Below are 19,544 nucleotides of genomic sequence, written 5' to 3'. Positions count from 1 at the left end.
TTTAGCTTTTAGCCGGTTGTCGTTGCGGAATCCTGGCTAATCTAAAAATATGAACCTCGTTGGCTACTTCTTTTATCGGATGTGGCAGGTCGGAATCGACCATGTCCTGCCGCTTGTCGCGTTGTTGCTGCTGGGCATGTTGGTGCCGCGGCTGGGTCGGCTGGCCATCCGCGTCCTGGAATCGCGGCTCGAGGAAGGCGAAGAGTCCACGAAGGCGCGCCTGGCCTTGGGCGGAGCTTTGGTCTACGTATTGCAGGCGGTGGCATATTTCTTGCTCGTGCTGGCCGCACTCTCGAACGTGGGCGTGCCGGCGCTGGGCGCGGCAATCCCGGCGACGGTGGTTTCTGCCGCCCTTGGTTTTGGTGCACAGAAGATAATCGGGGACTTCCTCGCGGGCTTTTTCATCCTTTCGGAAAAGCAATTCGGCGTCGGTGACTACGTGAGCTTTGAGGGCACAACGGGCGTGGAAGGAACCGTGGTGGCGCTGACCCTGCGCACCACGAAGGTACGTACGCCCACGGGCGAGGTGGTCATGGTTCCCAATGGCTCGGCGGGCGTTATCACCAACTTCTCGCAGGATTGGTCCCGCGCTGTAGTGGACCTTTCGGTGCCGCTCCACGAGGGCGAGACCCTTGAGGAAATCACTTCCCAGGTGCGTACGATTTCCCAGCAGGCCATCAAGGATCCGGCCATTGCTGGCGACGTCGCCGGCGAGCTCGAGATCCTTTCTGCCACCGGCATCGTGGAACCAACTGTTGCGGGTCAGCCTTGGCAGGTTAAATACCGCGTGCTCGTGCAGGTCAACCCTTCGCGGCAGTGGGCGGTTGAGCGCGCAATCCGCTCCGCGCTGCTCTCGGCGTTTTGGGATCACTACAACCTACCCAGCAACGCGACCGGCGTATTTCCTGCAGGTCCTTCCAGCTCCGTGGAAAAGCCCGGTATCGAGCGCACCCCTGAAACCGCGGCGGAAAAGGGGCTGGGCGCGGCAGTGGCGGCGTCGGCAAGCGCAGATGGCGTCGCAGCGCGCGCTAGCGCCCACAACGCAGACAATGATGACACCGCCCTGGAGGAAGTTGCCAAAGCCAAGGACCATGGCCCCGGCAAGCCCGCGAGTGCGGATGTGGAAAAGGAAGAAAAGCCGGCCACCGGCATCTGGCGTGCGGATACCCCAAGCAGCAAGTTCCAGTACGTGTGGACTGCCGGTGGGCGCGTTCGTTCTTCTACCACCACGCTGCTGGCGGCACTTGCGATTACCGGACTGCTCATCTTTGCCTCCTGGAATCCGGAGGACGCCGGCACCGGTTGGCTAAACCCTGCCTACTGGTCACAGCGCGACGCCGCCACCTCGGAAGCGCCCGCCCCAGTCGCGCCGGGGGAGGAGGCCGACTCCTCGGCGGAGACCCCGCCTGCCCCGGGGACCACCACCCCGACCGAGGCCGCGGAGCCAACCACAAGCGCGGAAAGCTCTGCCGATTACGGCTCCAGTGAGGACGGCTCTAGTGAGGACGGCTCTCGGGCGGACTCGCGCTCGGGCTCCTCGGGCGCTGACTCCGACGCCGCCACCACCGTACCTGCTGAAACCGCAACACAGAGCGCGGTGCCTAGCGCGGAGCCCACCGCGGCAGAAGAAAGCGCCGCCGCTGGGGGAAGCGACGGCGCTTGAGCGATAGGGAGGATAGGGCAATAAGTGAAGGGGAATAGGGGGAGATTCCCAACGGCGCCCGCGCGCCGCGTAATGGATATCGAAACGCGCAGGGAAATGTTAACAAGCAACCAGATTGGGGGTAACCGGGGGTAAATTCCTTATTTAAAGCCCCTATTTGAAGCCCTGCCCCTTGCGCCACGTCATCGTGAGGCTATCGCGAACTGGCGAGCCGGGAGTCAAGATGTCATCCACGCGCAACCAATGCATCTCCGCTTCCTCGCGACGCACGGTGACGAAGGAATAACCGTGGTTATCCAGGTCCACGTGCTTGCAGTGTGGGTTGGCGCTGCGCAGGATGTGCTCGGCGGCGTCGGAAAGCGCGTTATTTTGCGGAAGCTTCAACTGCTCGTTGATGTTCGGTGCCGTAACCGAAGCGCACACCAGCTCCGCGCCGATGATGTTGCCTTGGTGGGTGATGTTGTGTGCCCACTCGGTGTGGATATCGCCGGTGACGAAGAGCGCCTGGGAGCCCTTGGCGGCCAGTGCCTCGATGACGCGGCGTCGCTCAGCGCTGTAGCCATCCCACTGATCACCGTTGACGGGGATGCCCGTGATGTTGGAAGAAAGCGCCGAAGATACCTTTTCGGTCTGCGGATCCTGCTGCAGCGTAATCAGGTTCAGCGGGGAAAACATCACGGAATTGCCCAGCATATTCCACGCGGTCTGCGAGGTTTCCAGCTTGCCGAGCAGCCATTCGTATTGCTCGGAGCCCAGCATCGTGCGGTCCTCCTTCGCAAAGCCCGCCGGGTCCCAGGAAAGCTCCTTGTCGCGGTAGGTACGCAGATCCATCATGGTCAGCTCCACCAAATCACCGAAGGTAAGTGAACGGTAGATGTGGCCATCCTGAGAAGGATTCGTCATGCGCACCGGCATCCACTCGAAGTAGGCCTGCATCGCGCCGGCGCGCCGGGAATTCCAGTCGCCCTCGGTTGCCGGATCGTGGTTCTCGGCGCCGCCGGCCCAGGAGTCATTGGCTGTTTCGTGGTCATCCCACACCACAATCCAAGGCAGTGCGCCGTGGGCTGCCTGCAACTCTGGGTCTGTGCGGTAGCGGCCGAAGCGCACGCGGTAATCCTGCAGCGAAACAATCTCGTGCGCCGGGTGATGGTGGCGCACCGGTCCAAAGCCCGAGTACTCGCCGACGCCGTATTCGTAGATGTAATCGCCCAAGAAAATCATGTAATCCAGCTGGCCAGCGCGCGCCCGCTTGGCGATGTCCGTATAAGCACTGAAAAAGCCCGACTCCCAGTTCGCGCAGGAGCCCACACCAAAGGTTAGCTGTTCCGGGGAAGCATTCGCCGCTGGGGCAGTCTTCGTGCGTCCGACCGGGCTTGCCTTGCCCGCGTGCTCGCCGTCGGTGACGCGAAAGCGGAAGAAGTACGTGGTCTCGGGGTTAAGCCCGTGCGGGTCCACGTTAACGGTATGGTCGCGCTCGCCTGTGGCTACCACGTTGCCACGCTTGACGACGTCGCGCATCTCCTCATCTCTCGCCACCTCCCACTCGAGCGTGATGTCGGGACCCACGCCGGAGCCAGGCATTGTGTCAGGCGAGGAGGTAACTCGGGTCCACAGGATGACGGAATCCGGAATCGGATCGCCGGAGGCCACGCCGTGCAGGAAAGGTAGCTCGCCCTTTGGCGGATCGATGAGCTGGCGTTTGTTGCCGGGAAGTGAGCTCTGCGCGTTGGCCGGGCTAAGCCCGCCCGCGGTCAGCGCCGCGGCGGAGGCGACGCTGCTGGTTTGGAGGAAGCGGCGGCGGTTAAAACCGCGGCGGGCAGGCGCATCATTCTGAGAGTTGTTTCGCGGAAAAATATTCATGTTCCCCAAATATTCTCCGGTTTGGAAAGCTCGCAACTCGGGGAGAAAGATTTATTTTTGCCTTTACTTGCGGTTTACGTAGCGTTTTTCTGGCCTTTCGAAAGGATGGGGCTGGGTACGCTGGAATGCATGAGTGAGTTCTCCAAGATTTCCGAATGGCCAGCTGACAATATCGCTGGGGCGCTGCTGCATCGCGGCGAAATCGTTGAGTCGGTGGGCGCGCTGGACAGGGCCTTCTCCGTCGCATCGGTGACCAAACCGGTGGTGGCCTATGGCGTTGCCATGGCCGTGGAGGAAGGCGCGGTGGACCTCGATATGCCCGCCGGGCCAGAAGGCTCGACTTTGCGGCACCTGCTGGCGCATGCTTCGGGCGTGAAGTTTGATTCCCGCGAGCCGCAAAAGCCGGTGGGCGAGCGGCGCATCTACTCCTCGGCCGGCTACGAGTGGGCGGCAGAGGTGGTGGAAGAGGCTACGGAAATGCCTTTTCCGGAGTATCTGCGCGAGGGCGTGTTTGCTCCGCTGGGGATGGGCTCGACGCGTCTTGAGGGCTCTGCCGGCCACGGTTTGGTGACCACGGTCAGTGACCTTGCGGCCTTTACCGCCGAAGTCTATTCGCCACAGCTGTTGGACTCAGGCACTGTGGCCGAGATGCGCCGCGTACAGTTTCCTGGCCTGCGTGGAATTGTGCCGGGCTATGGCAGCTTCAAGGATTGCACCTGGGGCTTGGGCTTTGAGATTCACGGCGAGAAACAGCAGTGGATGGGCGCGCTGCCTTCCAGCGCTGTAGGCCACTTCGGTATGTCTGGAACCTATCTGTGGCTGGCGGGGGATTGGGCCATGGTGGCTCTGACGGATCGCGATTTTGGCGACTGGGCCAAGCTCTTGTGGGCGGAGGCGAACACAGCGATTTGGAAGGAGTGTCAGGCGCGATAGGCGTTACTGGTGAGGCTCTCGAAAACCCTTGTTAACTAATGTTTCTCGTGTGAATTTTCAACCTTCGGTTGAGGTTTATCAAACGGGGGTTGAAGTGGTTGTTTAGGGTTGATGGGGCTCATGTGACGCGGGAGAATCGGCCCCAACGCGCAGACAGTTCGTTGGGGAAGACGAAGCTCGTCTGGCAGCACTTGGAGGCCGCCCCTTTTTAGGGAGGTCTGTGAAGCGCTGCTTTAAACATGTCGAAGGAGAATCGGCGTGAATACTCGCGTTCACGAAGCCGTCGCCACTGCAACGGCACCCAGCGCCTGGCCGCACCGCAATGCCGGTCAGGTGCACACCGCCGTGCTCACCATTGCGGGGATGCCCCGCAAACTGCGCCCGGCAGTAGAGCGTGCCATGGCACGCTGCATCACCACTGAGTCAGAGTTCATCGTCCCCGGCGACGATCCACTCACCGCCCAGTGGTGCACACGGTGGTACCGGGACATGCCCGGTGACGCCGAACTTGTGCGCGCCGTCGTACCGGCACGCGTGGGTATCGGCTGCCGCCAAGTCATCACCGGCACGCAAAAAGAGCTCGCCGCCCTCGAAAGGGAAGTCGAGCTCTTATCAAGCGAGCACGCATTCAGCGCGCGCGTTGACGTAACAATCTAGCCTTAGCTCCGAAGAACTAGTCCTCGGGGAAGGGGCTAGTGACGCGATCAGCCAAATCTGCCACCGAATCCAGCACCTGGTTCGGGCGGAATGGATAGCGCTGGATTTCGCGATCGTCGCTAATGCCAGTGCGCACCAAGATGGTCCGCAGGCCGGCCTCCAAGCCGGACTTCACATCGGTGTCCATGCGGTCACCAATCATGACCGTGTTCTCGGAATGCGCGCCTATGTTATTGAGCGCCGAGCGCATCATGACCGGGTTTGGCTTGCCCACGTAATAAGGCTCCCGGTTGGTTGCCGCGGTAATCAGTGCCGCGACCGCACCCGTTGCTGGCAACACGCCCTGCGGCGCCGGGCCCGTGACATCAGGGTTGGTGGCAATAAAGCGCGCGCCGCTGCGGATGAGATTAATGGCGGTGGTAATAGCCTCGAAGGAGTAGGTGCGCGTTTCGCCCAAGACCACGAAGTCTGGGTCGTTGTCGGTGAGTACCCAACCTGCTTCATGGAGGGCCGTCGTCAAGCCGGATTCGCCCACCACATAAGCCTTGCCCTCGCCCGTCTGGGTGGTCAAAAATGCTGCGGTGGCGGTGGCGGAAGTCCAGATGCGCTCGGCTGGAATCTTCAGGCCCGTGTTGTGCAGGCGCGCGGACAAATCTCGCGGAGTGGACATCGAGTTATTCGTCAGCACCATGAACTCGATGTCATTGTCATAGAGCGCCTGGATGAACTTATCAGCGCCGGGCACCATCTCGCCCTCTTTGATGAGGACGCCGTCCATATCGGATAGGTAAGAAATCAAAGCTAAACCTCCATGTGCTTATCTAGGTATTCGGTAAGTTGGCCGACGGTGTGGATGTCTTTCATTGCGGCCTCGTCAAAGCGCACCTTGAAGCGTTCCTCGGCGCGCACAGCCAGCTCGATGCGCTCGAGCGAATCCACGCCCAAGTCCTCGAGGGCGGCCTCACGCTCTACGCCCTCCGCGCTGCCAGTGACTTTCTTGATGAGCTCAGCCACCGCGCCGAAAGTGTCTTGGCGCTTATCCTCCTTTTCAGGGGCTTGGTTGAAGCGAGCTTGCAGTTGCGCGGAAAGGTCGTTTGCCATGCGTCCTAGTCTAATAGGGTCATATAGGTAGGTGCGGCTATTATGGGAAGGTCATGATTTATAGGGCTCGAGCAAAGACGATTGCGCACAGTTGGGCGCGCCGTTTGCGGCCGACGCGTCGCAACGAACAGCACCTCATGTACGAGTCCTTGCACAATCACACGGACGAGCCTGGGCTGACTGGAATCGATTCCTTGGGCACCGTGCGCAACGATGGCCTGGACATCGCGTGGTACGAGGTCGGCCCGCAGGACTCGGACATCACTGTGGTGTTCATCCACGGCTACTGCCTGTCCGCGGAGGCCTACTACAGTCAGGTGGACTACATGCGCCGGCATTTCCCGGAGGCACGCTGCCTGCTTGTCGACATCCGCGGCCACGGCCTTTCCCCCGAAGTCACCCCCGCGCAGTGCACGGTGGACGCCGCGGCTGACGACGTCCTCGCTGTCCTTTCCAAGCGCGCCTCCCGTGGCAAGCTCGTGGTCGTGGGGCACTCTTTGGGCGGAATGGTGGCGCTCAATGTGATTCGCCGCGCGCCGGACGAGGTGTACCAGCGCGTTGACTCGGCGCTGTTGATTGCGACGTCGATGCGCCGCTTTGCGGCGAAGGGTGTGGCGCAGATTCTCGAGTCGAAGGCGCTGGGCAGTTTGTATAACGCGTGCATGCGGCTGCCGAGGCGGATGGACCGCATCCGCTTTGAGGTCGCGCAGTGGGTTGCGCCGCTGTTTGCTGCTTTGCTGGCGGGTTTTCCGCAGATGGAGAAGCTGCAGTTCCACGTGGCCATGCTGATGGACACGCCGCTGTCCAGTTACACGGGCTTCTTTGACGACCTTCTCGACCACTCCGAGTATGCTGCCGCCGACCGTCTGGCCCGCCTGCGAGGCGAGGTCATCGTGGGTTCAGCCGACATCGTAACCCCGCGCAGCCAGTCGGACGTCATCTTGGAACACTGGCCGGCCGCCCGGCTGACTGAGGTGGACGGCGCAGGCCACATGGTCATCCTCGAGGAGCCCGAGGCCATCTCGGAGGCGCTTGGCCGACTCTTGGTTCCGTTGGTGGACTAGCGTTGCCGCGGCCGCCGGCCCTTTGCCGGCCCTCTACCGACCACCGCGCGCCTCCGCTTGTTTCCCAGAACCCCCGTAGGTTTGGTCCCATTCGTTTGGTCCCATTCGTTTGGTCCGTTTGTGGGGTAAAGGGACCACTAGCGGCTTCTGCCCGGAACCGGTTACTCGTAAAACTACCCTTAGTAGGGGACCCAACCAATGGGACCAGTTGGCCGGTCGGCCAGCGAGTTCGTTGTACGACAAGCCTGCGCCCTTCTGCGCCCTTCTGTGCCCCGGCCGCAACGCAAAACGAGAAGACCGCCCCTTGGCGCCCTGCTAGGAGGGCAACCGAGGAGCGGCCTAAACCGTCCTAGAGCGAGTTATTACTCCTCGTCAGAGGAGGTGGACTCGGTGGCGGTCGGGTCATCGAGCTTCAGCTTCTTCGCTGCTTCCTCGACGACGGAACGCTCCACCTTGCCCTCGCGTGCCAAGCCCTCGAGGACTGCCACGACGATGGACTCGGCATCGATGTTGAAGAAGCGACGAGCGCCCTCGCGGGTGTCGGAGAAGCCGAAGCCGTCTGCGCCCAGAGCGATGTAGGTGCCCGGAACGTAAGGGCGAATCTGCTCCTGCAGGTCGGTGGTGAAGTCAGAAACACCAACGAACGGACCATCAAAGCCCTTGAGCTGCGTGGTGGCGAATGCCTCGGTCGGCTCGACGCCCTTCTGCAGCGCCTCCTTGTTGCGGCGCGCGCCGTCGCGAGCCAGCTCAACCCAGGAGGTGACAGAGAACAGGGAAGCCTTGACGTCGTAGTCCTTGGCCAGGATGTCCTGTGCGCGCAGCGCCTCGTGCACGCCCACACCGGAAGCCAGGATGTTGGCCGGGATGGAGCCGGACTCAGCGGTGTTGTAGTGGTAGATGCCCTTGTGCAGGCCCTCGATGTCGAGGTCCTCCGGCTCAGCTGGCTGGGAGACCGGCTCGTTGTACACGGTCAGGTAGTACATGACTGCCTCGGAGTCTTCGCCGTACATGCGGTTGATGCCGCGGTGGATCAGGTGAGCCACCTCGTAGCCGAATGCTGGGTCGTAGGAAATAACAGCCGGGTTGGTGGAAGCCAGAACCGGGGAGTGACCATCCATGTGCTGCAGACCCTCACCGGTCAGGGTGGTGCGGCCTGCGGTAGCGCCGATGATGAAGCCGCGGCCCAGCTGGTCGCCGGCTGCCCAGAAAGAGTCGCCGGTGCGCTGGAAACCGAACATCGAGTAGAAGATGTACAGCGGGATCATGGCCTCACCATGGGTGGCGTACGAGGTTGCAGCCGCGGTGAAGGACGCAGTAGCGCCTGCCTCGGAAATGCCCTCGTGCATGATCTGGCCGTCGGTAGCCTCGCGGTAGGAGAGCATGAGCTCGTTGTCCACTGGCACGTAGTTCTGGCCGCGTGGATTCCAGATCTTCATGGTTGGGAACCAGGAGTCCATACCGAAGGTACGAGCCTCGTCCGGGATGATCGGAACGATGCGCTTGCCCAGCTCCTTATCACGCATGAGCTCCTTGAAGGTACGCACAAGCGCCATGGTGGTAGCAACGTTCTGCTTGCCCGAGCCCTTACGCACGGAGCGCAGCTTCTCGATGCCCGGAGTGACCAGCGGGGTGAACTTGTCACGGCGCTCCGGCAAGAAGCCGCCGAGTTCTTTACGACGCTCCAGCATGTACTTGATCTCCGGTGCGTCCTCGCCTGGGTGGTAGTACGGCGGTGCGTAAGGATCCTGCTCGAGAACTTCGTCGGAGATCGGGATTTCCTGCTTGTCGCGGAAGAGCTTCAGATCCTCCAGAGTCAGCTTCTTCATCTGGTGGGTTGCGTTGCGGCCCTCGAAGTTGTGGCCCAGGCCGTAGCCCTTAATGGTGTGGGCCAGGATGACGGTCGGCTTGCCAGTGCCCTTGTTGGACAGTGCCTTCGCGTAAGCAGCGTAGATCTTGCGGTAGTCGTGGCCACCGCGGCGCAGGGCCCAGACCTCGTCATCGGAAAGATCCTCAACCAGCTTGAGGGTGCGCTCGTCGCGGCCGAAGAAGTGCTCGCGGACATACGCGCCGTCGTTTGCCTTGAAGGTCTGGTAGTCACCATCCGAGGTGGTGTTCATGATGTTGACCAGGGCGCCTTCTTTATCGGCGTCGAGAAGCTTGTCCCAACCGCGGCCCCAGATGACCTTGATGACGTTCCAGCCAGCGCCGCGGAAGAAGGACTCCAGCTCCTGGATGATCTGGGTATTGCCGCGGACCGGGCCGTCGAGACGCTGCAGGTTGCAGTTGATGACGAAGGTGAGGTTATCGAGCTCGTAGAGCGCGGCGGTCTGCAGGAGGCCGCGGGACTCTGGCTCGTCCATCTCACCGTCACCCAGGAAGGCCCAGACGTGCTGATCGGAGGTGTCCTTGATGCCGCGGGTCTCCAGGTACTTGTTAAAGCGTGCCTGGTAGATAGCGTTCATCGGGCCGATACCCATGGAAACGGTTGGGAACTCCCAGAAATCAGGCATCAGGCGTGGGTGCGGGTAGGAAGGCAGGCCCTTGCCTTCGCCGCGGGAAACTTCCTGGCGGAATCCGTCGAGGTCTTCTTCGCTGAGGCGGCCTTCCATGAACGCGCGGGCGTACATGCCCGGGGAAGCGTGACCCTGGAAGAAGATCTGGTCACCGCCGGAAGGATCGTCCTTGCCCTTGAAGAAGTGGTTCAGGCCGACCTCGTAAAGCGGGGCAGCGCCCGCGTAGGTGGAAATGTGGCCGCCGACGCCGATGCCTGGGCGCTGCGCGCGGTGCACCATGATGGCTGCGTTCCAACGGATCCAGCGGCGGTAGCGCTTCTCCAGCTCTTCGTCACCTGGGAACTCCGGCTCCATGTTGGTCGGGATGGTGTTGACGAAGTCAGTGGAGGTCAGGGCAGGCATCGGAACGCGCTTGGCGGTCGCACGCTCGAGCAGGCGGAGCATGAGGAAGCGGGCGCGTTCTGGATCGGCGTGATCCAGCAGGCCGTCGAGGGATTCCATCCACTCGCGGGTTTCCTCGGGATCGCTGTCGTGCAGGTAAGAAGCAACTCCGTCGCGGACGATCGGGAAGTTGGACTCATCCTTTACGGCGTCCTGGTCGGCCATTTAAACCTCCTAGATTGGTTTTACACAGTTTGCACCCCAGGATACGCGCACCCTGATCATCTGTGTGTGTGAAGGGGGTCAATTGCCGTACGCGGCCGGTAAAAGGCGCTATTTGCTAACTTTGCAAAACTGCTGTGTGCAGTAAATCTCCTGTGTAATCGCGAAAACTACTGTGCAAGGCGTTATGATCTTGCTCATGCCAGAAAATGGAAGGAATAAAGCAGTGGCTGATGCGGCCAGCAAGCTCGGAATCACCGAGGGGCAGATTGCCCTTGAACTCGGGTGGGACGAGGATTGCGATTCCAGCATCTCCGAATCTATTGAGGATGTCCTTGGAGAGGATTTCCTCGATGAAGAAACCGACGAGCTTTGCGACGTCGTGCTTCTTTGGTGGCGCGCCGAAGACGGCGACCTCGTCGATGGTCTTGTCGATGCAACCCGCCCGCTAGGGGACTCTGGCCGGATCTGGCTTATGACCCCAGGGGCAGGCAAGCCGGGCAACCTCGCGCCGGGTGACATCTCCGAGTCCGCTCAGCTCGCAGGCTTGGTGCAGACTAAAGCGGAGCGCCTAGGCGAGTGGCAAGGTTCTTGTTTGGTTGCTCGCGGATATACCAAGAAATAACTTTTACCAGGCGATTTGTTAGCTAACGCTTGTGTGGGCTAATCTTATGCAAGCGTTAACGCAATGCGGCTTTAGCTCAGCTGGAAGAGCAACTGGTTTACACCCAGTAGGTCGGGGGTTCGATCCCCTCAGGCCGCACCAGTGTGAAGTCTCGAGACATCGTTCCTTTGGATGGTGTCTCGAGACTTTTTGTTTCCTTCAAACGCCCTTCGCATTGCCAGGCGTGGTTTCATGTACCGATATATGTAAATAGCGGCCAGAAACCTGGTGATTCAGGCACGCTAAATACACGCAGAGGTACACACGCCGTGGACTGTCTTCAGTTTCCTTAATATGGGCTGCCTACGCGGTATTCTGCTCTAGCCATGCGTTGATGCCGCCGCGCAGGGAGTAGACCTGCGTGTAGCCGCGCTCGCGCAGTGGGGCGACGGCTTGGGCGGAGCGGCTGTCTGGGCGGAAGCCCGCAAATGGTGAGGAGGGATGGGTATATCCAGGCTACTCACGTCACACTGGTTGCTTTGAGGAACAAGAGTTGCGGGGCGACCTCACCATTTGGATGCAAAGGGCGCTAAGCCGCCGTAAATGGTGAGGTCGGCGGCTTAGAAGCGTTCCTGGCCGCGTTCGCGGATCTTTTCATAAAAATCCGGCTTGGAGTCGCCGTAGCGGGAACGGCTGCGACGCGAAGGCGTCGTGTCTGCACGCGGGGTGGATTCCGCGGCGGCCGCGGGCTCCGTGGTTTCCTTTACGGAATCCGTGGAAGGGCTTGCAGTGGGGGCAGAGTCTGCAGCAGAGCCAGGGCCTGCAGTGGGGGCAGAAGCGCCCTCTGCGCTGGTGGCAGCCCGTAATGCCGCTTCTTCCTCGAGGGCCCGGCGGCGTTCGCGGATTTCGGACCACACGAAGTAGCCCAAGCCCAGCGGCGCCATGATGCCGAAGGCAATCCACTGGTAGCCATAAGACAAGTGGTTACCGCGGTCGAGCTGCGGGACCTCCAAGGCGGTCAGCTCACCGGGTTGCTCAGGCGAGAGCTGGATGTAGTCGTGGCCCAACTTTGTATCGGTAAGCGAGGCCACCTCTTCGGTGTGAATTGAGTAGACCTGCTCGTAGCCTTCTTGATCAATCGGCGCAGAGGCGTGCTTCGGCTCGTCCGCGCGAATCATGCCGACAATTGTGGTCTCACCGGCAGGAGCCTTAGGGATCGAGGGCACAGTGTTTCCTTCACCAGCGGCAATCCAGCCGCGGTTGACCAGCATGGTCAGGCCAGAGTCAGTGCGGAAGGGTACCAATGACTGGTATACCGCACCCGAAGAAACTGGACGCAGGCGCAGTAGCACTTCCTCATCAGCCAAATAGCGTCCGTGGAGGGTAGCGCGGGACCATTCATCATCTGCGATGGCACCCTCAGAATCAACGACCTCAGAAAGCGGGCGTGGGTCCGCCTCATAAGCCTGGGCGATTAGGTGATTGCGTTCCACAATTCGGTCATCTTTGCCCAGCTGCCAGGGCGCTAGCACCGTGAAAGCAAAGTAGGAAAAGGTTACCACGAAGATGAGCAGCAGAACCCATCCCGGCTTGAGGAACGTCTTTAACATGCCCTTATCCTAGACCTGCTGCTCGCGAATCCAATCCAGCAGGCCAGGCACGGCTGCTTCGATTTCCTTGCGCGTTCGCGCGAAGTCCTCCTCCGTGCCGTAGTAAGGATCCTCCACGTCGAGCTCCTCGGCATTCGGGTCGAAGCTGCGCATCAAGCGAACGCGCTCCGGGTCGATACCTCGCTCGATGAGGGCGTCGCGGTGGCCGGAATCCATCGCGATGAAAAGATCCGCATCCATGTGCTCAGGGCTGAGCTGCGCCGCGCGGTGGGTTGCGCCGTCGTGGCCGCCGCTGCGCAGCTCCGCGATGGCGCGCGGGTCCGCGCCCTGGCCCACATGCCAGCCGCCCAATCCGCAGGAAGAGGCACGGGCGACGAGATCTAGCATGTCGGTCTCCATGGCATCGCGAACGATGATTTCCGCCATGGGGGAGCGGCAAATATTGCCCGTGCAGACGAACACGAGGTGCAATGCGGAGGGGTTGTCCTCAGAAGTCATGGGGGTTTAGACCTCTTATAAGCAAATAGAGCGATTTCTGAACGAAAGCTAGGATAGTGCAGCAGCGCGCAGAGAGCGAAAACATCGCAAATAATGCATTAAGGAGCCTTAAGCCATGGCGCAGACAACCGTTGGCGATATCCGCCGCGTCCTCGAGGAAGCCTATCCGCCGCACCTAGCCGAAAAGTGGGATGCCGTGGGCCTTATCTGCGGTGATCCGGAAGACGAGGTAGGAAAGGTGGCCTTCGCCCTCGACTGCACCCAGCAGGTTGTAGAAAAGGCAGTGGAGATGGGCGCGCAGATGCTAGTAGTGCACCACCCTTTGCTCCTGCGCGGGGTGACTTCCGTGGCAGCGGACACGCCAAAGGGCAAGGTCATCCACACCTTGCTCAAGGGCGGCGTCGCCTTGTTCGCAGCACACACTAATGCGGATAAGGCCCGCCCGGGCGTTAACGACAAGCTCGCCGAGCTGGTGGGCATCGAGCCGGGACGCCCGATTATTCCGCACGCGCTTTCCGACGCCGAGGTCACCGAGACCAGCCTCGGCCTCGGGCGCATCGGCGAGCTGCCCGAGCCAATGACTCTGCGCGAATTTACGCAGCAGGTCGCGAACGCGCTTCCGGAGACGGTCTGGGGAATTCGCGCGGCGGGTGACCCAGATGGCATCGTCAAGCGCGTGGCGGTCTCGAGTGGCTCCGGTGATTCCTTCCTGGATGCCGCTCGTGAGCTGGACGTGGATGTGTATGTGACCTCGGATCTGCGCCACCACCCCGTGGACGAGCACTTGCGTGCAGGGGGACCTGCCGTGGTCGATACTGCCCACTGGGCCAGCGAATTTCCATGGACTATGCAGGCGCGCGATATCGTGGAAAAGGCTTACAAGGTGGATACTGAAATCATCGAGCTGCGCACCGACCCGTGGACATTGTCCGTCCACGGAAAATAATCGCCTCGGGAAGACCTGCCATAAGGAGAACTAAATGAAACTGTCGAAGCAACTGCAGCCTGTCCTGCTGGAACTTGCCAACCTCGAGCGTTCCCAGGGCGTTACGGGAGAAAAGACCATTCCGGAGCAGCAGGAGTACGAAAAGGCACAGCTTGAGCACAAGCGGCTTGTCGACGCCGCCGGTTCCGCCCAACTCGCCGTCGACGACATGGAGATGGAAATCCTGCGTATCCAGGCCGATGAGCGCAAGCTGCGCCAGCGCGAGCGCGACGATAAGGCCCAGTTGGGAGCCGAGGTTGACCCGGAGCGTCGCAAGGACTTGGAGCATGACCTGTATGCGGCAAAGTCGCGCATCGCAGACTTGATGAGCGAGCTGCAGGAAGCTCACAATGAGATTCACGCGCTGCGCTCGAACCGCGACGTGCACGGTGCGCGTGTGGATGAGTCCCAGCGCAAGTTGGAAAAGCTCGCGCGTGCTGCGGAGGCGGCGCAGGAGGCAGTGGATAACCGCCCGGATCCGGCAATCCGCATTGCGGAGCTGCGCGAGCAGCTGCCTGCCGACGTCCTGGATAGCTACGATTCCGTGCGCCACGAAAACGGTGTCGGTGCGGCGGCCTTCAAGGGGCGCGCATGTGGTGGCTGCTTCATCGTGCTGCCGCCGGCAGAGCAGAATGCGGTGCGTAACGCCCCAACCGAGGTCCTGCCGCAGTGCGGCGATTGCGGCTCCTACCTGGTGCGCCCGGCCTAATGAAGCTGGTTATTTATGCCGATGGCGGTTCCCGTGGCAATCCGGGAATCGCGGGTTCCGGCACCGCTGTCTATTCCGCCGACCGCCAGCAGCTGCTGCGCGAAATCGCATATGTCGTAGGTAAAAAGTCCACCAATAACGTGGCCGAGTACCACGGCTTGCTGCGTGGGCTCGAGGCCGCGGTGGAGCTAGGCGCCGACGAAGTTGATTTCTTCATGGACTCTAAGCTCGTGGTCGAGCAGATGAACGGGCGCTGGAAGATCAAGCACCCAGACATGCAGGCCCTGGCGTTGGAGGCGCGCAAACTCATCGACCAAATCGGCACGTTCAACCTGAGCTGGGTGCCGCGTGCCAAGAACAAGGTCGCGGATGCGTTGTCGAACGTGGCGATGGATGCCGCCGCCGCGGGCGAGCCGGTGGGTTTTGTCGGCGATACTGAGCAGGCGGATCAGGCTCCTGCGGTGCAGGAGACCGCCAGTGTGGAACCGGGAGAGCCGGCCGCTGCGAGCCAGCCCAGCGATTGGATGGCCGAGCAAGGCCCGGTCACGCGTTTCATCCTGGTTCGCCACGGACAAACCGCGATGTCGGTGGCCAAGCAGTACTCAGGCCATGCCGATCCAGAGTTGACCGAGTTCGGCCGCAAACAGGCACTCGCAGCTGCCCAGGCGCTGGCCGATACGCCAGTCGATGCCATCGTCTGCTCACCACTCAAGCGCTGCCAGCAGACCGCACAGGCGATTGCGCGCAGCGTGCGCCCGGCCGGAGCTGATAAAGATGCTCTTGAGGTGGAAACCGTAGCGGGCTTAATCGAGGTCGACTTCGGGCTGTGGGAAGGCAAGACCTTCGCCGAGGCCCACGCTGCCGATGGCGAGCTGCACGGCCAGTGGCTAGAGGATGCCTCCGTGGCCTGCCCCGGCGGCGAGTCCTTGCAGCAGGTTCACCGCCGCGTGCGCAAGACCCGCCAGGAGTTGCAGGAAAAGTATGCGGGCAAGACCGTCGTGGTGGTCTCGCATGTCAATCCCATCAAGTCCTTTATCAGGCAGAGCTTGGACGCAGGTCCGGTGACTTTTAATCGCCTCTTTTTGGACTTGGCGTCGATAAGCATTGCGGAATTCTGGGACGGCGGCTCGATGCTGCGCGGTTTCAACGATGTGGGCCATTTGCAGTCACTGGGCTAGACTGTAACGCGCGAATGAGCCGACCGGGTGAACGCGTCCTTTCCGAACCAACCTCCACGAGGGGCAAGGCGGGGGACGAGGAAAGTCCGGACTCCACAGAGCACAGTGGTTGCTAACGGCAACCCGGGGCGACCCGCGGGCAAGTGCAACAGAAAGTAGACCGCCGAACGACTTCGCTACGCCTCGTCGTACGAAGATTCGTGAGGTAAGGGTGAAACGGTGAGTTAAGAGCTCACCAGCACCGTCAGTGATGGCGGTGGCTGGGTAAACCCCACTGGGAGCAAGGCATCATGGCCGGCATTTTTGCGGGCTTGATCAGGCGTTCGAAGGCTGCTCGCTTTAGCCTGAAGGTAGCTGCTTGAACCAACTGGCAACGGTTGGTCTAGATGGATGTTCACCGCCGCACGCTTGATGCGTGCGGGAAGACAGAATCCGGCTTATGCGTCGACTCATTCGCCCATTTTTCTGGAACAATGGGGTGGCATGAAACTCTATGCCGCCCCATTAGATTTCCGCTCCGTCGCCGCCGAATTCGGTGTGCCCACCGACTTTAGTGAGGAACTGTGTGCGGCGGCCGCGGCCGCGCAGGATCGTTTCGCCACCTTGCGCCGCGATGCGCGTGATATCCCGCTGGTTACCATCGACCCATTGGGCTCCAAAGACTTGGACCAAGCCGTGTGCATTGAGGCGCGCATGGATGGCTACCGGGTGTATTACGCTATTGCCGACGTCGCGGCTTTCATCGAGCCCGGCAGCGCCCTGGAGGAGGAGACCTTCCGCCGCGGGCAGACCATATATCTGCCCGATGAACCAGCGCGTTTGCATCCCACGGTGTTGTCGGAGGACAAGGCCTCCTTGCTGGAGGGCGTGGATCGCCCGGCCGTGTTGTGGACCATCGACCTCGATGGGGCGGGCGAGGTTCTGGACTTTACTTTGGCGCGAGCATTGGTGCGCTCGAGGGCGCGGCTGGATTATGAAGGCGTGCACGCGGATCTGGCAGCGGGCAGCATGCATTCCTCGATTGCTTTGTTGCCGCAAGTAGGAAAGCTGCGGCAGGCTTCCTCGCTGCGCCGGGAGGCGATTAATCTGCGGCTTCCTTCCCAGAGTGTCGAGGAATTCGAGGAAGATTGCCAACACCGCTATGAACTGGTCATTGAGCCGCGGTACGAGGTCATGGACTATAACTCGGAGATTTCTCTGCTGACCGGGATGTGCGCGGGGCAGCTGATGGAAAAGCACGGCGTGGGGTTGCTGCGCACGCTGCCTGCGGCCACGGCGGAAGCTGAGGAGGAGTTCCGCACTGAGGTTGCGGCCTTGGGCTATTCGCTTGACGACGCCTCGATTACTCAGTTCCTGCAAACACTCGATGCGGATTCGCCGCGGGGCATGGCCGCAATGCGGGAAGCGCAGCGCCTGCTGCGCGGTGCCGGCTACGTGTGGCTGGAGGAATCGCCCGCGGAGGTACACGCGGGCATCGGCGGCTACTACGCGCATGTGACTGCGCCGCTGCGGCGGTTGGCGGATCGATTCGCCACGGAGGTCTGCCTCGCGCTCGCACACGGCGAATCTGTGCCGGAGTGGGTTAGTTCGCGCGCTGGGGACTTAACTCGCACGATGGCCACGACCTCGCAGCTGGCCTCCCAAGTGGATAAAGCCTGTCTGAACCTGACAGAGGCAACCGTTCTCGAGCCATGGGTGGGCACGAACTTTGAAGCGATCGTGGTCCAGGGTGGGCCAACGCGTGAGAAAGCCCGCATCTTTGTGACGCAACCTCCGGTATTTGCGGAGGCTGTCGGGCACCCAGATACGGGCAGTGAGTCTAACTTCTCTCTGGTCAAAGCTGACGTGGCAGAGCGCGACGTGCTTTTTGCGTGGCCTGCTGATTAGTTGTGGTTAGTTCGCTGCTGTGGCTAGAAGGTATTAGCTTGCTCGCCGTCGAGCAGTGGAACCACCAGCAATCCGTCCTCGGCGAGGTCCGCTGCGAAGTTATCGGCCTTGGCCGCCGGCACGAAAGCGATGACAGACTGGGAAGTACCAGCGTGTGCTGAACGCGCAGAGCGTGCGCCGCGCACCGTGGCTAGCTCGGCAATCTTTTCCGCGGAGTGCAGGCTATAAACCGTGGTTAGTGCTTGCTGCGACTGGTTAAGCAGCGGGAAGAGATCGGTGCCGCGGCGCGAACGCAGGGCGCGGGCGAGTTCTTGGGCGCGCTCGGTTTCTTCCGAATAGAACACCAACCACTCGGCGGCTTCGGCCAAGGTGGGCTGGTTGGCCGAGCCATGGACCTTGTGAACTGCCTTCAGCCAATCCAGCACACGCTGGGATGCGTCGGGCAAAAGTCGCAACGACTCAGCGCCGAAAGCATGGCAGGCATCATCGATGAAACGCTCACGCTGGCGAATCGCGGCGATGCCTGGTGTGGCATCGAAATCGCCGGGGACGGTAACAGCAAACGCGGCAATCTCGCGGGTAATTGGGTGGGGCGCCTGGGTGACGGAGCCATCCGCGTAGTCCACGATTGTTACTGTCTCGCCCACGCCTCGGAGCGCGGCAGTGTGGCGGGCACGCAGGGCGGGGTATTCGCCGAAGGTGCCGACCGACTGGGAGCAGACATCGGCGATGCGTGCGCGCAGGGGAGCGGAGTGAAGATCTTCGGCATCACCGAGCAACGCTAACGCTACAGCGACATCTCCCGCGGCAAGCGCACCAAGACCGGCTGCGAAAGGAATATCGCTAACCACCGTGACGTCCATGCCGGCGGTTTCACGAGAAAGCAGCTGGCGGTTAATCATGGTGTGTGCGATGCCGCCCCAACGGGCTGCGAAGCCACCGACCGGAGCCGCCGGGATGATGGGCTGGCCCTCAGAATCTATTGACGGCAGCTGCTCTGCGGCACGGGATGCCAGTTCGGTGAGACTGATGGCGTCGTTGATGGTCTCGCCCTCGTGCGGAACAAGGTGAACCGCAATGGTGCCGTCGGTACGTGGGCTAACCGCTGCGGCAGCACGCATCTGCGCTAAGCCCATTATGGCGACGCCACCAAAGTGGTCAATGTGCTCGCCAATGAGCGAGAAAGTAGCGGGCGCACTAGCGCAGTGTGCTGGTTCCGTGCCTACTAGTTCGAGGTGGGCAGCGTTGATTCGCTCCGCTGCGGGGGAAGAAGGCGTGGACCACATCGGCATGGTGCGAGGAACTCCTTGGTGCTGCTTTGGGGGACTTTGGACTTTCATAGTCTAGCGTTTACGCGCCAGACGCCTATTGGGATGTGCCTGTAAAGTGGTGGCACCCCTTAAACACCCTAGTGTGGCCGCCGGCCACCGCTACCCGCAACACGGGGTGCGGACAGTAGCAGCAGAAGGGCTAGTTAAGAAAAGGAGCCTTTTATGAGCAACCCAGATGAGCAGTGGTACTACGACACCGCCACCGGCAAGGTAACCCAGGGCGCTGAAAGCGGTTGGGATAACCGCATGGGCCCGTACGCCACCCGCGAGGAAGCAGAGCACGCTATCGAGATTGCGAAGGCTCGCAACGAAGCCGCTGATGCTTACGACGCGGAAGATGACGCTTAA

The 19,544-nt window shown here is 61.4% G+C and carries 17 protein-coding genes, 1 tRNA gene and 1 other RNA gene; 12 read left to right on the top strand and 7 right to left on the bottom strand.

Going from position 1 to position 19,544, the window contains the following annotated elements:
* The first annotated feature begins 49 nt into the window (after positions 1-49).
* Positions 50-1,663 (top strand): mechanosensitive ion channel domain-containing protein, encoded by a 1,614-nt coding sequence (locus HMPREF3169_RS08155; RefSeq protein WP_070456101.1) that lies wholly within the window; start codon positions 50-52, stop codon positions 1,661-1,663.
* A gap of 153 nt (positions 1,664-1,816) precedes the next feature.
* Here HMPREF3169_RS08155 and HMPREF3169_RS08150 read toward each other — a convergent pair whose 3' ends face one another.
* Positions 1,817-3,523, bottom strand: coding sequence for an alkaline phosphatase D family protein (locus HMPREF3169_RS08150; RefSeq protein WP_070456100.1), 1,707 nt, complete (start codon positions 3,521-3,523; stop codon positions 1,817-1,819).
* A 129-nt stretch (positions 3,524-3,652) separates the two neighbouring features.
* On the opposite strand from HMPREF3169_RS08150, the gene HMPREF3169_RS08145 reads away from it, so the two are divergent.
* Both HMPREF3169_RS08145 and HMPREF3169_RS08140 read left to right on the top strand, forming a co-directional pair.
* A complete protein-coding gene (locus HMPREF3169_RS08145; protein WP_070456099.1) occupies positions 3,653-4,456 on the top strand; it encodes a serine hydrolase domain-containing protein in 804 nt (267 codons plus the stop codon).
* Positions 4,457-4,714: 258 nt separating this feature from the next.
* Positions 4,715-5,113 carry a hypothetical protein gene (locus HMPREF3169_RS08140; RefSeq protein WP_062038085.1) on the top strand — a complete coding sequence of 133 codons (399 nt, stop codon included), beginning with the start codon at positions 4,715-4,717 and terminating at the stop codon, positions 5,111-5,113.
* A gap of 16 nt (positions 5,114-5,129) precedes the next feature.
* On the opposite strand, the gene HMPREF3169_RS08135 is transcribed toward HMPREF3169_RS08140, so the two are convergent.
* Together HMPREF3169_RS08135 and HMPREF3169_RS08130 are read right to left on the bottom strand one after the other, a co-directional pair.
* Positions 5,130-5,912 (bottom strand): HAD-IIA family hydrolase, encoded by a 783-nt coding sequence (locus HMPREF3169_RS08135; RefSeq protein WP_061923793.1) that lies wholly within the window; start codon positions 5,910-5,912, stop codon positions 5,130-5,132.
* A 2-nt stretch (positions 5,913-5,914) separates the two neighbouring features.
* Positions 5,915-6,214: an acyl carrier protein gene (locus HMPREF3169_RS08130; protein ID WP_061923789.1), complete on the bottom strand. Its 300-nt coding sequence runs from the start codon at positions 6,212-6,214 to the stop codon at positions 5,915-5,917.
* Between the two features lie 53 nt (positions 6,215-6,267).
* Here HMPREF3169_RS08130 and HMPREF3169_RS08125 point away from each other — a divergent pair, with 53 nt between their 5' ends.
* Positions 6,268-7,278, top strand: a complete 1,011-nt coding sequence (locus HMPREF3169_RS08125) for an alpha/beta fold hydrolase (protein ID WP_061923786.1) — start codon at positions 6,268-6,270, stop codon at positions 7,276-7,278.
* 362 nt (positions 7,279-7,640) lie between these two features.
* On the opposite strand, the gene aceE is transcribed toward HMPREF3169_RS08125, so the two are convergent.
* Positions 7,641-10,397, bottom strand: coding sequence for a pyruvate dehydrogenase (acetyl-transferring), homodimeric type (aceE, locus tag HMPREF3169_RS08120; RefSeq protein ID WP_061923784.1), 2,757 nt, complete (start codon positions 10,395-10,397; stop codon positions 7,641-7,643).
* 196 nt (positions 10,398-10,593) lie between these two features.
* Here aceE and HMPREF3169_RS08115 point away from each other — a divergent pair, with 196 nt between their 5' ends.
* Positions 10,594-11,019, top strand: coding sequence for a DUF3052 domain-containing protein (locus HMPREF3169_RS08115; RefSeq protein ID WP_061923928.1), 426 nt, complete (start codon positions 10,594-10,596; stop codon positions 11,017-11,019).
* Positions 11,020-11,084: 65 nt separating this feature from the next.
* Positions 11,085-11,160 (top strand) — tRNA-Val (locus HMPREF3169_RS08110).
* A 458-nt stretch (positions 11,161-11,618) separates the two neighbouring features.
* Here the strand turns inward: HMPREF3169_RS08110 and HMPREF3169_RS08105 are convergent.
* Positions 11,619-12,608: an SURF1 family cytochrome oxidase biogenesis protein gene (locus HMPREF3169_RS08105; protein ID WP_070432646.1), complete on the bottom strand. Its 990-nt coding sequence runs from the start codon at positions 12,606-12,608 to the stop codon at positions 11,619-11,621.
* 9 nt (positions 12,609-12,617) lie between these two features.
* Positions 12,618-13,106, bottom strand: a complete 489-nt coding sequence (locus HMPREF3169_RS08100; RefSeq protein ID WP_070456098.1) for a low molecular weight protein-tyrosine-phosphatase — start codon at positions 13,104-13,106, stop codon at positions 12,618-12,620.
* A gap of 115 nt (positions 13,107-13,221) precedes the next feature.
* Between HMPREF3169_RS08100 and HMPREF3169_RS08095 the strand changes: the two genes are divergently transcribed.
* The 5 genes from HMPREF3169_RS08095 to HMPREF3169_RS08075 all read left to right on the top strand — a co-directional run bounded on the left by HMPREF3169_RS08095 (position 13,222) and on the right by HMPREF3169_RS08075 (position 17,865).
* Entirely contained in the window at positions 13,222-14,052 is an 831-nt protein-coding gene (locus tag HMPREF3169_RS08095) for a Nif3-like dinuclear metal center hexameric protein (RefSeq protein ID WP_070456097.1), read from the top strand.
* Between the two features lie 34 nt (positions 14,053-14,086).
* Entirely contained in the window at positions 14,087-14,800 is a 714-nt protein-coding gene (locus HMPREF3169_RS08090) for a zinc ribbon domain-containing protein (protein WP_061923772.1), read from the top strand.
* Positions 14,800-15,978: a bifunctional RNase H/acid phosphatase gene (locus HMPREF3169_RS08085; protein ID WP_061923769.1), complete on the top strand. Its 1,179-nt coding sequence runs from the start codon at positions 14,800-14,802 to the stop codon at positions 15,976-15,978. The genes HMPREF3169_RS08090 and HMPREF3169_RS08085 overlap by 1 nt, the downstream gene beginning before the upstream one ends.
* Positions 15,979-15,993: 15 nt before the next feature.
* Positions 15,994-16,434, top strand: an RNA gene (gene rnpB, locus HMPREF3169_RS08080) — RNase P RNA component class A.
* Positions 16,435-16,461: 27 nt separating this feature from the next.
* Positions 16,462-17,865, top strand: a complete 1,404-nt coding sequence (locus HMPREF3169_RS08075) for a ribonuclease catalytic domain-containing protein (protein WP_061923766.1) — start codon at positions 16,462-16,464, stop codon at positions 17,863-17,865.
* 23 nt (positions 17,866-17,888) lie between these two features.
* On the opposite strand, the gene HMPREF3169_RS08070 is transcribed toward HMPREF3169_RS08075, so the two are convergent.
* The gene (locus tag HMPREF3169_RS08070; RefSeq protein ID WP_061923763.1) at positions 17,889-19,157 is read right to left on the bottom strand and encodes a galactokinase family protein; all 1,269 of its coding nucleotides are present in this window, start codon (positions 19,155-19,157) and stop codon (positions 17,889-17,891) included.
* A gap of 201 nt (positions 19,158-19,358) precedes the next feature.
* Between HMPREF3169_RS08070 and HMPREF3169_RS08065 the strand changes: the two genes are divergently transcribed.
* Entirely contained in the window at positions 19,359-19,544 is a 186-nt protein-coding gene (locus HMPREF3169_RS08065; RefSeq protein WP_061923761.1) for a hypothetical protein, read from the top strand.

The sequence above is a fragment of the Corynebacterium sp. HMSC08C04 genome, assembly GCF_001807495.1.
GTDB lineage: Bacteria > Actinomycetota > Actinomycetes > Mycobacteriales > Mycobacteriaceae > Corynebacterium > Corynebacterium simulans.
Note: the sequence above shows the minus strand (reverse complement) of the source record. Positions and strands in the feature narration are given on the sequence as shown.